The following is a 13,201-nucleotide window of genomic DNA, read 5'->3' as shown; positions in this document are numbered from 1 at the left end:
GTTTGCCGGTCTGGGTGGGTGGTTCAAGCGGGCGAATCGGCGGTGGATGGTTCGGTGAGCAAAGCGACTATCTCGCCGACCGTGCTGCGTGCGGTGCGTGTAACGCCGATCAGCGTGGCTGAAGCCGATCCCGTCCACTCGCCGTAGCCGACCAGCCACAGCCTGGGCTCTTGTATCGAGCGAGTACCCTCGACCTCCACACGGCCGTCGTCGTTGAGCACTCCCAGCGCATCCAGATGCTGCAGGGCGGGCCTGAATCCGGTGCACCAGATCACCACGTCCACGGCCGATTCGCGGCCGTCGGCCCAGATCACGCCGTTGCGGGTAAAGCGCTCGAAAGGCCTGACGGCCTGAAGGACGTTGCGTTCACGGGCCTCGACAACCGGTGGCACCATCACGATGTCGCCCAAACCTCCCACGGGTTGGCCAATGACGCGACCTTCCTGCTCGGCCTTCCAGCGTTCGGTGGCGCGCTCGAACAACACGCGCCCATCCACGTCGTCGGGAAGGAACAGCGGCTCGACGGGAGTAACCCAAGTGGTCTCGGCGACTTTCGACACCTCGGCCAGAATCTGCGCCCCTGAATTGCCGCCGCCCACCACCAGGACTTCCTTGCCGGCGAAAGGGGACGCCTCGACATAGTCCGCCGAATGCAGTTGCTGACCAGCGAACAAGGCCGCATCAGGGTAATGAGGGATGTAGAGGTTGCTCCAGGTGCCCGTTGCGCTGACCACGACCCGGGCGTCCCAGTGCCTATCCGGGGCATGTACTCGCAAGCCCGTTTCGGTGTGTTCCACGCGGGTGACCTGCACGGGCCGCTCCACTGGAAATCGATAGCGCTGTTCGTACTGCTTTAGATAGTCGATCACATGGTTTCGCGACGGATAGCCATCCTGCGTGGGGGGCATCATCCAGCCGGGGATCGAACTCCAGGTCGCCGGGGAAAAGAGTCGTAGCGAGTTCCAACCATGGCGCCAGGCACCACCGGGTTCTTCCTGGGCGTCGAGGATGACGAACGAGAGAGGCGTGCGTCGCAGGAAATAGGCCACCGCCAAGGCCGCTTGGCCGCCACCGATGATGACTACGTCAAATGTATCGGGGTGTGAGCGGGACATGAGGCTGAATCCTTTGGTTAAGACAGGAAGAGAGTCCGTTGCAGGACTCCCAGGGTTCCCATGTTGGTTTTCATGGCAATCTCCCGATCAATGGTTGCGCCGGGTTTCCAGCGCGGTGAACAACAACATGCCCGCCAACATGGCCAGCATGAACACAAAGGCTTGCCAGTGCCCGGTCAGCATGATGGCCACGGCGGGGCCGGGGCAGATGCCGGCGATGCCCCATCCGATACCAAACACCAGGCTGCCACCGATCAGGCGTAGGTCCAGTTCTCGCTTGAGCGGCAACTGCATGGAGCCGCCCAGCAGCGAATGAGTCTGTTGGCGCGCCCAGGCCAGCGGGACAATGGCGGTGCCAATCGCGCCGATCATCACCAACGCCAGAGACGGATCCCAGGCACCGGCCAAGTCCAGGAAACCCAAAACTTTTTTCGGATCGGTCATGCCTGCCAGGAGCAGGCCGAAGCCAAAGAGCAGGCCTGCGATGAATGCCGTCAGTTTGCGCATGTTCAAACCCCTATCACGTGACGCCGCAGGACAAATACCGTGGCGAAACCGCTGAGGATGAAACACGCCGTGGCGACAATCGAACGCGGTGAAAGGCGTGATAGACCACAGACACCATGGCCACTGGTGCAGCCCGAACCGTAACGAGTGCCGACCCCCACCAACAGGCCCGCGACAGTGAGGCCGAACCAGCCGCTCTGAAACTCGATGGGTGGCAACGTCGCAAACACGCCCCATGACAGCGGCGCGACGAGCAGGCCAAGGAGAAACAGAGCCTTCTCGCCCAGCCCTTCGCTACCACGCTGCAGTAGGCTGCCAATCAGCCCACTGATGCCGGCGATCCGGCCGTTGGCGACCACAAACAGGCTGGCCGCCAAGCCAATCAACATACCGCCGGCAAGGGATGACCACGGCGTAAAGTTGAGCCAGTCAATATTCATCAGCGTTCTCCGGGGGGAGTGATCGTCACGGTTGACGATCGGACTCGGTTAAACGCAGTCGAAGCTGTTTTTCAATTTCGATGATAGCGAACAGCGCAATGCCCACCGCGATGATCAGCAGTCCGTCCTTGAAGGGGACCGGTTGGGTTGCGAACACAGCTTGCAGCGGTGGCGCGTAGGTGATGGCGAACTGGGCTACGGTCACTACCGTGACGGTCGCCCACACAACCTTCGTACCTCGAAGGCCCTTCCAGGTCAGCGACGTGCCGTAGAGATTGCGGATAAAGAACAGATGGAAAATTTCCATCACGACCAAAGTGTTCATCGCCAGGGTGCGGGCCAGTTCGACGGGGTAGCCTCGGTCCAGGGCATAGGTAAAAATGCCGTAGACGCCGCACAGGAACAGAATGGAAACGAGCACCATATGCCAGACCAATGCACCGCTGATCAACGGCTCCTGTCGTGAGCGCGGCGGCCTGCGCATGGTGTTGTCTTCGGTCGGTTCGAACGCCAGCGCGATACCCAGCGTGATGGCGGTGATCAGGTTGATCCACAGGATCTGTATCGCTGTGACTGGCAATGTAAGGCCAAACAGCAGCGCGACAATCAGGGTCATTGTCTCGCCCGCATTGGTGGGTAACGTCCAGCTCAGTACTTTCTTGATGTTGTCATAGACCGTCCGGCCTTCACGCACAGCGGCCACGATGGAGGCGAAGTTATCGTCCGCCAGTACCAGGTCCGCGGCTTCTTTGGCTGCTTCACTGCCTTTGCCGCCCATGGCGATGCCCGCGTCGGCGCGTTTGAGCGCTGGCGCGTCGTTGACGCCGTCGCCGGTCATCGCCACGGTCATGCCGTTGAGTTGCAGCGACGTCACCAGCCGCAGCTTATGTTCGGGGCTGGTACGCGCGAAGATGTTCACTTGCTTGAGCGATTCCCTGAGGGTGGCATCGTTCATGGTGTCCAAGTCGTTGCCGGTCAGTACCTTGTCGGGGTTGTCCAGGCCGATCTGATCAGCGATGGCGCAGGCGGTGCCGGCGTGGTCCCCTGTGATCATTTTCACGACAATGCCGGCCGCCTGGCATTGCTTGATCGCCTGGATCGTTTCCGGGCGGGGCGGGTCGATCATTCCCACCAGGCCCAGCAAGGTCAGTGTCCCTTGCACATCGGCAAATTCCAGGATGGCGTGTTCGGGCGGGACGGACCTGACGGCGAGCGCCAACACGCGTTGGCCTTTGCGGGCAATGGCATTGGCCTGCGCGTGCCAATAGTCGGCATCGAGCGGTGCCGTTGCCCCCGTGCTGCTACGTTGGCATTTGCACATGGTCAGAATCTGTTCCGGCGCGCCTTTGACATAAATCGCGGCTTGGCGCTCATGGTTGTGATGCAGCGTCGCCATGAAGCGGTGTTTGGCGTCGAACGGAATGGCATCGGTGCGGGGCCAGGTGCCGCGTTCCTCTTCGCCGTTGATGCCGGCCTTGGCGCAAAACACCAGGAGTGCGCCTTCCATGGGGTCCCCTTCGACTTTCCAGGTGTCTTCGTGCTGCCTCAAGCTTGCGTCATTGCACAGGCTGGTCGCGCGCCCCAGTTCGGCCAGCACCGGGTGATGGGAGGTATCGATCAACTGATCGGCAAGGTTCATGTTGCCCGAAGGCTGATATCCGACACCGTCGACCATGAAGGTCAGGTCACTGGTGACGACGGACGCCACCATCATTTCGTTACGGGTGAGGGTGCCGGTCTTGTCCGTACAGATGACCGATACCGAGCCCAGGGTTTCGATGGCCGGCAGGCGCCGAACGATGGCGTTGCGATGGGCCATCGCCCGCACGCCCACCGCCAGGGTGATGGTGAGTACGGCGGGCAATCCCTCGGGTATGGCTGCGACCGACATACCCACCACGACCATGAATATCTCGCTGAAGACGTAGCCCCCGATAAAGTGGCCATAAGCGAGTAGCAGGCCGGCGATCAGCAAAATCAATAGCGTCAGCCAGCGGGCGAAGACATCCATTTGCTGTGTCAGGGGCGTTGTCAGTGGCTCCACTGCCGACAACAGGTTGCTGATGCGCCCGATTTCAGTCGATGTTGCGGTGGCGACAACGACCCCTGTTGCTTGTCCGCAGGTCACCAGGGTGCCACTGAATGCCATGCAGGCACGATCACCCAGGGCCGCTTCGATGCGCACCGGTTCGATATTTTTTTCAGCCGGAGCGGATTCTCCGGTCAGGATGGCTTCCTGGACCTGTAGCCGATTGGCATGCAGCAGGCGCAGATCCGCCGGGACTTTGTCGCCGGCCTCCAGCAAGACGATATCGCCGGGTACCAGTTCCTCGCCTGCGATGCCCAGGCGTTCGCCGGCACGTATCACCGTTGCACGGGGCGCGAGCATGTTGCGGATGGCATCCATGGCCTGTTGGGCCTTGCCTTCCTGGACATAGCCAATGATTGCATTGGCCACCACGACAGCGAGAATGACCACCGTGTCCCACAGGTGTTGCAGCGTTGCGGTGATAGCAGCGGAACCCAGCAGCACATAAATCAGGATGTTATGAAACTGCAGCAGAAATCGCCGCCACGCTGGCCGCCGGGCTGACGCTGACAACCGGTTGAAACCCGTACGCTCAAGCCGGGCCTGGACTTCGGCGATGTCCAGCCCGGCTTGCCCATCGACACCAAGGTGTTTGAGTGCCTGTTCGGCGGGCAATGTGTACCAGGCCAGGCCCTGCGAAGGCATTGTCGGGTGCGCCGCTGGTATATTGCTCGGTCGGTTCATCAGCCACGTTCCTGTGGGTAGGGAGCGGTTGTTCTACAGGCCATCGACGCAGGTCTGCCTCAGCCAACCTGCTGCGGCGCAATTACCCAAACGCTGCAGGGCATCTTGTACAGTAAGCCTTCCACGGTGCTGCCGATCAGCTTGTCCAGGCTGCCGTAGCGCACGCGCCCCATGACGATGACATCAATGTCGTGGGACGCGGCGTAGCTCGCCAACACCTTGGTCGGGTCACCCATGATCATGCGTCGCTGGTCCGGGGCGATGCCATTGCGTTCGGCCAGTGCATCGAAGGCCGCACTCTGAGACTCGTAGAGCTGGCGGGCCAGGGTGGAGGAGAAGAACATCGAACCGTTGCCAAAACCGTATTCAGCGGCGGTAATGGACGAAAGATCGTAGGCGTAGATGACTTCCAGCGTTGCATCGCAGCGGGTGGCCAGCTTGTTGGCTTCGCTCAGGATCCGGTCATTGAGGCCTTCATAGCGTCCGTCCTGATGAAACGGGTCGACAGCCGCCAGGATCTTGCGCGGACGCGCGTGGGCGGCCTTGTTGACGAAGTGCAGCGGCACTTCGCATTCGCGTAGCAGATGCACGTCCAGCGGCGTGAACATCAGTCGGGAAAACCACGACTCAGGGTCCACTGACTTGATCAGTGCATTCATCGGCGCTTCCTTGAGGTGGACCAGGATCTCTTGCAAGGGACGCTCCACCCACGTCACTTCTGTTGTGACCTCGATACCGAGTTTACGCAGGGGCCTGGCCTGTTCCTCCAGCCACTGCCGATGGCGCTCGATGTAGCCCAGGCGCATCTGTTCCAGTGCTTGCTCGTTGACCAGGCCGGCCGTGGCCAGGCCTTCGAGGTAGTCAAAAGCGACAATATGCAGCGCCGCGCCTTCGGCCTTGGCCAGTGCGGCCGCCCGATCGAACGCCGGGCTGTGTTCCATCAGTGGCGAGACCACCAGCATCAAGCGTGATTGCGTAGACATGACAAACCTCCCGGGCAAGGACCTGTTGGTGCCGGGCGACGTTTCGCGCGGCGTAGTGTCTGTCATCGATCATGAGCGTCATGGAGCCCGGTAACTTGATTTGCATCAAACACACTTCAATGCGTTGCATCGGGGGACAGCGGCGGCGGGGTAATCGCGCTATGTTTGAGCATGATCCGTCGTCCCAGGGCATGAGTGCAGCCGGCTCGGGCGGCCCTGGATTCAGCTACAACCGCAGGCCGCGCAGAGAGCCGTTCCTATGACTGAAACCCTGGCCTTCGCCAATGCCGCCGCCGCGCTGGGAATCGGCCTGCTGGTAGGGCTTGAGCGCGAACGCCGCAAAGGCGAGGGCGACCGGCGCGACTTCGCCGGCCTGCGCACCTTCGCCATCACGTCGGTGCTCGGCTATCTGGCGATCCAGGCGGGCGGTCCCCTGTTGCTGGGCGGCATGACCCTCGCCCTGGGCGCCTTGGTGACCGTGGCCTACTGGCGAAATCTCGACAAGGACCCGGGAATCACCAGCGAAGTGGCCTTGTTTGCGGTACTGGCACTGGGCGCGCTCTGTGCGAGCGCTCCGGGCCTGGCGACCGCCATTGGGGTGGTGATGGCCGGGCTGCTCGCCAGCCGCCAGGCGTTGCACCACTTTGCCCGCAAGCAGTTGACCGCTACCGAGATGCGCGATGGCCTGGTGCTGTTGATCGCCGCGCTGGTCGTGCTACCGCTGGCACCGGACCGCTTCCTCGGACCTTATAACGCAATCAACCTGCGCACCCTGTGCACCCTCACCGTCATGCTGATGGCGGTGGGGGCGTTGGGGCATGTCGCGGTTCGCACCCTGGGGACTCGCTACGGCTACGCCCTCAGTGCGATTGCCTCTGGGTTCGCCTCCGCCACGGTGACGGTCGCGACCATGGGCGGCATCGCGGCCAAAGAACCGATCAATCTCAAGGTGGTGAGCGCCGCGGCAGTGTTATCCAACCTGGCGACAGTGGCGCAGATGGGGCTGATCCTCGCGGCCGTGGACCCCGTGCTGCTGCGTTGGATGTGGGGGCCATTGCTGTGCGGGATGCTGATGGTATTGCTCTACGCCGGCGTGCTGATGTTTCCCCGCCCAAGGGCGCGGGCCGATGAACCGATCAAGCACGGCGGCGCCTTCAGCCTCAAGCTGGCGTTGACGGTGGTCCTGGCGATGACCGGTATCACCGTCCTGTCGTCGGCGATGCTCGATGCGTTTGGCCAGTCTGGGGTGACCGTCACTGCGATTTTCAGCGGGTTGCTCGACGCCCATGCCTCGACAGCCTCCATTGCGTCCCTGGCCAAGGGCGGGTTGTTGCCCTTCGACGGTGTCGCCGTGCCGGTCTTGATGGCGCTGAGCAGCAACTCCCTGAGCAAATGCGTCGTCGCCTGTCTCAGTGGCGGGCGAAGGTTCGCCGGCTATGTGATTCCCGGCCAGGTGCTGATAACGCTGGCAATGTGGGCGGGGCTGTTGCTTCCGAGTTTTCCAGCCTGAATGAATGATGGCCGCTTGATGAAGATCAAGTCCTGTCTCTGGCAGGCGTCCATTCTGGAATCCTCAATCCCCTAGGTGGCTGTCGCCACGTGCCGAGGTGTTCCATGTCCCAGACTCAACGTTTGTTGCTATTGGCGCCTGACGCCATGATCCGTACGCCGGCGTTCGACCGCGCCACCGAGTTGGCCCTGGCGCTGGATCTGCCCCTGCACATCGTGGCGATCGACTACCTGGAGTTGCTCTCGGTGGCCGGTCTTTTTGCCCCGGAGCAGGTCAAGCAAGCGCGTGAGGGCTATCTGGAAACCCATCGGCATTGGCTGTGGCAGCAGGCCGAACTGGTGCGTCGGCACGGCGTCGAGGTGACCTGCGAGGTGGTTTGGAGCAAGGATGCCTTTCAAGCCTTGCAGCAGTACGTCAAGGAGATGCCGATGGCGTTGATCATCAAGGACGCGCAGCCGGAGCCGGTGATGAAACGGGTTTTTTTCACACCCCTGGACTGGCGCTTGCTGCGTGACTGCCCGGTGCCGGTGCATCTGGTCACGGATTCGAGTCACCCGCGGCCTCGGCGGGTCCTGGCGATTGTCGATGTGCTGCGCAGCGAGGAGCAGGACCTGGTGTTCAACGACCAGATCGTCGACGCTGCGGTCAAACTGGCGGAACAATGCAACGCCCAGGTCGAGTTGCTGCACGCCTTCGATTGGACGGCTGTCTACGCCTCGGACATGGGCATTGGTGCGCTGCCTCTGGCCACCGGGCTCTATGAAGCACTGGGCCAGGCACAACATGAGGTGTTCGAGTCCCTGGCCGAGCGGCATGGGGTCGCACCGCAGCTGCGTCACTTCATCGAAGGGGCACCGGTAAACAGCATTTGCACGTTCGCCACCGATCATCAGATCGATGTCATCGTCATGGGGACCACGGCACATCGTGGCCTGGACAAACGCCTGGGCACCACCGCCGAGCTCCTGCTGCAACGGGCGCCTTGCAGCGTGTTGGCGATCAAGCCGCAAGCGTGACGCAACCAACGCTGGCGTGAAGCCTTGGTACGGCCTCGCGCCAGCGTCCCGGGCTAGATGTAGAGTCGGTGGATGACCTGCCGGGTGTCGTCGGGATCGCTGTGGGTTTCAAAACCCAGGCTATGGGCCAAGTCGCGCATCGGGGCATTGCTGGCCGCGTCGACGGAATACATCTGGCGATAGCCATTTTTACGCGCGGTGTCGATCAGGTGCTCCATCAACAATGTCCCCAGCCCCAGGTGCTGCCAAGGGTCGGCGACGGTCACTGCACACTCGCATTCGTGTTCCTGGGTCGCGCAATAGCGGCTGACACCGATCTCGATCAACTCGCCGTTGTCATGGACCAGGGCGATGTAGGCCATGCGCGTCTTGCAGTCGACATCCATCAGATTATCGAGCAGCGCCGCGCCTGGCTCATTGATCTGCGCCAGGAAGCGCATGTGCCGGGACTCCGGTGACAGGCGCATGATGAAGTCGTATTCGCGCTGGCGATCCTGCTCCCTGAGTGGCCGGATCAAGACATGCCGGCCGTCCTTGAGTGCCTGGATCCAGTGCTTGCCACTGATGCTGGCATACAGGGCAGCGGCGCGTTCGTTGTGGTCTTTGACAGTGAGCATGGTGCGATCCTCCCTCGGATGTGCACGTGCGGTGCGACGAAAAGCTACGCATTCGATACTGTTCTACGCCCCGTCACGGCGACCGAATCTGATCTGGATCAGTGCTTACGTATCCGTCTGTCGATTGCCCTGTCTTGCCGTAGATCAGATGTCATGCGAAGCAGGCATTACAGTTCCGCATGACGATGGCAATCCGCGACTTTTTGCTTGAGGCCGGGCAAGTCCAGAATGGTGATAGTGCGCCCATGCATGTCCACCAGTTCCTCCTGGTGCAGGTGGGCGATGCCCCGGCAGATGGGCCAGTTTTTCCAGGATTCCATCCCGACATTGTTTGATCAGAACGGCCCCAGCTTGAGCGGGTACTGGACGACGATATACAGCCGGTCGATGTCATCGCCGCCCTGGCTGCTGTTGGCGCGATGGGTGACATGGGACAGTTGTAGCGACAGGTCCTTGGCCGGGCCTGACTGCACGATGTAGTGCAGGTCCAGGTCGCGCTCCCAATGGCGTCCGCCGTCCCCTTGTTGTGGACGGTAGCTGCCGGTATCCGCATCGAACGGGTTGTAGGCACCGCCTTGGGGGGCATGGCTGCCGTCTATCCCGCGTCCAGTCACATAGCGGGCCATGAAGCTCAGGCCGGGGATGCCCAAGGTGCCCAGGTCGAGGTCGTAGCGTGCTTGCCATGAGCGCTCGCCCGGGCCGTTGAAGTCGGCATATTTGATCGAGTTGGCCAGGTAGATGGAGTCGCCGCCGACGAAATCGAAGGGCGTGTCGCCGTTGATTTTCTGATAGGCCAGGGTGAACGCCTGGGCATTGAGCCGGTATTTGCCACTCAGGCTATAGGCTGTGGTGTCGATGGCCCCGGCGACGGCCTTGCCATAGTCGCGGGTGTGGTAGAGGTTGCCGTCGAGGAACAGATCGCCAAGGGTGGTATGCAGGTTGGCGTAGTACTGGCGCCAGGTGTCACTCAGTTCGGAGGCGTAGAGCGCACCGCCCAGGGCTTGGCCGGTGAGCAGGTCGGCGCCAATGAAGTCGATGGCGCCGTTGCGCGTCGTCGCCCCGTAACCGGAAAAGTCACCCTTGCCGGTCGAGGCATCCTGATTCTTGAACGCGCTGAAGTGACCCGCCTGCAGGTCGACCCCTTCGAACTCGCGGCTGGTGACCAGCAGGCCGCTGGCGTATTCCGGTTGCAGGCGCTTGTCTGCGGTGTCGAATACCGGACTTTCCACGGTCATTTCGCCGATGGTCAGGGTGGTGCGTGAGGCGTTGAGTTTCAGCGCGCCACCCGCGCTGGAATACTGGTCTTCGCTTCGCCCGTCCTCATCCAAGGGCAATAATCCCGTTCCGGAGTGCCCCTTGCCGCCGTCCAGCTTCAACCCCAGGAAACCGTGGACATCAATACCTACGCCGATCGTGCCCGGGGTGAAGCCGGACTCGAACGAGGCGATGAAGCCCTGGGCCCATTCCTGTTTGTAGCTTTTGCCGGCCGGGGTCGGGGAGCGATTGTCATTGTTGAGGTAGAAGTTGCGGCTGAGGACTTCCAGCGTTGCCCCGTCGAGAAAGCCAGGCGTGCTTTGCGCGAGTTCCGCTGCCATCGCCGGTGCGGCGCTGCCTGTGAGCAGGGCAAGCAGCCAGATCGGCTTCAGGGCGACGGTTGAGTGGTGGGGTGCAGACAACATGCTTCATTTCCATGTGAAATTAGGCGGGCAATGCCCGACGCACCGTGCGGTGGGGCAGCAGCTCCCGCTTGAAAAAACAGCTCTGAACAGAGGGCTTCATTCTTGGGCGTGCAGCGTGGGCGTGCGAGTTAAACGTTGTTAATTGCGTTCAGCTGCAGGGCCGGGCATTGCCCCAACGCAGTGCGGGCTTTATCAACGGACAGCGAAGGTGCCGATGAACGAGTGAAATTCAATGGCTTGCGCTGTTAAAAACAGGCGTTGCCTCGCTGCTGGAGACCCTTTGTCAATCAGCTAGCCTGCGCATTCTTGACAAGCAATCGACCTTCAGCAAATACTTGCCTGCATATTCATATATATGACTAGATAACAAGGTGAATAAGGTCAATGAAATCTCTCTCCAGTGATGTCCGCCTGCCGCTGTATCAACGTCTGCGCGACCAATTGGCTGAACAGATCGCCAATAACCGCTGGCGTCCGGGGGAGGCGATTCCTACTGAGGCGGTACTCTCAGCCGAATACCAGTTGTCGACCGGTACGGTGCGCAAGGCCATCGATGCGCTGGTCAGCGAGGGCGTCCTGGAGCGTCAGCAGGGGCGCGGCACCTTCATTCGTCGACCGCAGTTTCAATCGTCGCTGTTCCGTTTCTTCCGTTTTCAAAGCGCTTCAGGCGAACGCCGGGTTCCCGAGAGCCGCATCTTGTCCGTGGAACCGGTGGCCGCGCCTTCGGCGGTAGCCCAGGCGCTGGGATTGCCGGTGGATGCGCCAGTGATCCGCCTGGTGCGGGTGCGTCTGCTGGACGTGAAGCCGGTGCTCGCCGAAGAAATCTGGTTGCCCCGTAATCGCTTCCAAGCCTTGCTCGAAATCGACCTGAGTCAAAAAGGCCCGTTGCTTTACCCCATCTATGAAGAAGTCTGCGGCCAGGTTGTTGCCTATGCCGAAGAAACCCTCACCGCCGAATCGGTGAATGAGGTGCATGCAAGATTGCTGCAGGTGCCGGTCAACAGCCCTGTGGTGGTGATCGAGCGCCTGGCGCGGGACTACGCCGGCAACCCTCTGGAGTGGCGACGCTCTCGCGGGCATGCCGAGCACTTCCGCTACAGCGTGGAAATTCGCTGACGCAGCCCGGCTAGGGGCGTTCAGCGGCGAGTCGGTCGCCGCTGTCCTTATCGTTTTTTGTTTGCCATGACTGGCCCTGTAGCGGCGCGGTTCGCTCTCGGCTGCCTTTCGTTCCACTTACAAGGATAAGAAGCATGTTCAGTTGGTATCGCCAAGTCACTGCGCGGGAGCGCAAAACGTTTTGGGCCTGTTTCGGCGGATGGTCGCTCGATGCCTTGGAAGTACAGATGTTCGGCCTGGCGATACCGGCGTTGATCGCCGCGTTCGCCCTGACCAAGGGCGATGCCGGGTTGGTCAGCGGCGTGACCTTGGTCACTTCGGCCATTGGCGGTTGGGTCGGCGGGACGCTGTCGGACCGCTACGGTCGGGTGCGCACGCTGCAATGGATGATCTTGTGGTTTTCGTTCTTCACCTTCCTGTCGGCGTTCGTCACCGGCTTCCACCAACTGTTGATCGTCAAGGCCCTGCAGGGCTTCGGGATCGGCGGGGAATGGGCCGCCGGCGCGGTGTTGATGGCCGAGACCATCAACCCCAAGTACCGCGGCAAGGTCATGGGCACCGTACAGAGCGCCTGGGCGGTGGGTTGGGGGCTGGCGGTCGGCGTCTTCACGCTGATCTACTCCCTCGTACCGCAGGACATGGCCTGGCGGGTGATGTTCGTCGTGGGTCTGCTGCCGTCGTTCCTGATCATCTGGGTGCGCCGCAACGTTGAAGAGCCCGACAGTTTCCAGCGCCTGAAAAAAGACAATGTCATTCCGCAGAGTTTCTTCAAATCCCTGGCCGGCATCTTTCGTCCCGAGTTGATCCGTGTGACCTTGTTCGGCGGGTTGCTGGGCCTGGGTGCGCACGGCGGTTACCACGCTGTGATGACCTGGCTGCCGACCTTCCTCAAGACCGAGCGCAACCTGTCGGTGCTCAACTCCGGCGGCTACCTGGCGGTGATCATCTTCGCCTTCTGGTGCGGCTGCGTGGTCAGTGGCCTGTTGATCGATCGCATTGGTCGCCGGAAAAACATCGTGTTGTTCGCGCTGTGCTGCGTGGTCACGGTGCAGTGTTATGTGTTCCTGCCGTTGAGCAACACCCAGATGCTGTTCCTGGGGTTCCCGCTCGGCTTCTTCGCGGCCGGTATTCCGGCGAGCCTCGGGGCGTTTTTCAACGAGTTGTACCCGGCGGATGTGCGCGGCGCCGGCGTGGGGTTCTGCTACAACTTCGGCCGGGTGCTCTCGGCGGTGTTCCCGTTCCTGGTCGGCCACATGAGCGACTCCATGTCCTTGGGCTCGGCCATTGGCATCGACGCCGGGATTGCCTACGGCGTGGCGGTGATCGCAGCGCTGTGCCTGCCGGAAACCCGTGGCCGCAGCTTGGAAGCCACGGCTGCATCGGCGCCTGTGGTTGAACGTGACAGCCAGGGCGCCCGGGCCTGATTTTCCTTATTGTCGATAGAT

Annotated in this window: 12 protein-coding genes; 4 read left to right on the top strand and 8 right to left on the bottom strand. The window is 61.6% G+C overall.

Annotation, left to right across the window (positions count from 1 at the left end):
• Nucleotides 1-23: 23 nt before the first annotated feature.
• From PSH84_RS21270 to PSH84_RS21250, 5 genes are all read right to left on the bottom strand, one after another.
• Entirely contained in the window at nt 24-1,115 is a 1,092-nt protein-coding gene (locus PSH84_RS21270) for an ArsO family NAD(P)H-dependent flavin-containing monooxygenase (protein ID WP_305481753.1), read from the bottom strand.
• 87 nt (nt 1,116-1,202) lie between these two features.
• The gene (locus PSH84_RS21265) at nt 1,203-1,622 is read right to left on the bottom strand and encodes a DUF6691 family protein (protein WP_122565761.1); all 420 of its coding nucleotides are present in this window, start codon (nt 1,620-1,622) and stop codon (nt 1,203-1,205) included.
• Nucleotides 1,623-1,624: 2 nt separating this feature from the next.
• Nucleotides 1,625-2,062, bottom strand: coding sequence for a YeeE/YedE family protein (locus PSH84_RS21260; protein ID WP_305481752.1), 438 nt, complete (start codon nt 2,060-2,062; stop codon nt 1,625-1,627).
• 25 nt (nt 2,063-2,087) lie between these two features.
• The gene (locus PSH84_RS21255; protein ID WP_305481751.1) at nt 2,088-4,835 is read right to left on the bottom strand and encodes a cation-transporting P-type ATPase; all 2,748 of its coding nucleotides are present in this window, start codon (nt 4,833-4,835) and stop codon (nt 2,088-2,090) included.
• 59 nt (nt 4,836-4,894) lie between these two features.
• Nucleotides 4,895-5,818, bottom strand: coding sequence for a universal stress protein (locus PSH84_RS21250; protein ID WP_305467385.1), 924 nt, complete (start codon nt 5,816-5,818; stop codon nt 4,895-4,897).
• Nucleotides 5,819-6,077: 259 nt separating this feature from the next.
• Between PSH84_RS21250 and PSH84_RS21245 the strand changes: the two genes are divergently transcribed.
• Entirely contained in the window at nt 6,078-7,328 is a 1,251-nt protein-coding gene (locus PSH84_RS21245; RefSeq protein WP_122565757.1) for an MgtC/SapB family protein, read from the top strand.
• A 104-nt stretch (nt 7,329-7,432) separates the two neighbouring features.
• Nucleotides 7,433-8,344 (top strand): universal stress protein, encoded by a 912-nt coding sequence (locus tag PSH84_RS21240; protein ID WP_305481750.1) that lies wholly within the window; start codon nt 7,433-7,435, stop codon nt 8,342-8,344.
• A 53-nt stretch (nt 8,345-8,397) separates the two neighbouring features.
• Here the strand turns inward: PSH84_RS21240 and PSH84_RS21235 are convergent, their stop codons facing one another.
• The 3 genes from PSH84_RS21235 to PSH84_RS21225 form a co-directional block, all read right to left on the bottom strand.
• On the bottom strand, nt 8,398-8,961 hold the full coding sequence (locus tag PSH84_RS21235) for a GNAT family N-acetyltransferase (protein ID WP_122565755.1): 564 nt from the start codon (nt 8,959-8,961) through the stop codon (nt 8,398-8,400).
• Between the two features lie 167 nt (nt 8,962-9,128).
• Nucleotides 9,129-9,281 (bottom strand): hypothetical protein, encoded by a 153-nt coding sequence (locus tag PSH84_RS21230; protein WP_305467382.1) that lies wholly within the window; start codon nt 9,279-9,281, stop codon nt 9,129-9,131.
• A gap of 15 nt (nt 9,282-9,296) precedes the next feature.
• Nucleotides 9,297-10,640 carry an OprD family porin gene (locus PSH84_RS21225; RefSeq protein WP_305481749.1) on the bottom strand — a complete coding sequence of 448 codons (1,344 nt, stop codon included), beginning with the start codon at nt 10,638-10,640 and terminating at the stop codon, nt 9,297-9,299.
• Between the two features lie 384 nt (nt 10,641-11,024).
• Here PSH84_RS21225 and PSH84_RS21220 point away from each other — a divergent pair, with 384 nt between their 5' ends.
• A complete protein-coding gene (locus PSH84_RS21220; protein WP_122565748.1) occupies nt 11,025-11,756 on the top strand; it encodes a GntR family transcriptional regulator in 732 nt (243 codons plus the stop codon).
• 134 nt (nt 11,757-11,890) lie between these two features.
• Nucleotides 11,891-13,180, top strand: coding sequence for an MFS transporter (locus tag PSH84_RS21215; protein ID WP_305467380.1), 1,290 nt, complete (start codon nt 11,891-11,893; stop codon nt 13,178-13,180).
• Nucleotides 13,181-13,201 lie beyond the last annotated feature (21 nt).

This window comes from Pseudomonas beijingensis, assembly GCF_030687295.1.
In the GTDB taxonomy this organism is placed as follows: domain Bacteria; phylum Pseudomonadota; class Gammaproteobacteria; order Pseudomonadales; family Pseudomonadaceae; genus Aquipseudomonas; species Aquipseudomonas beijingensis.
This window is presented reverse-complemented; position numbering and strand designations above follow the sequence as displayed.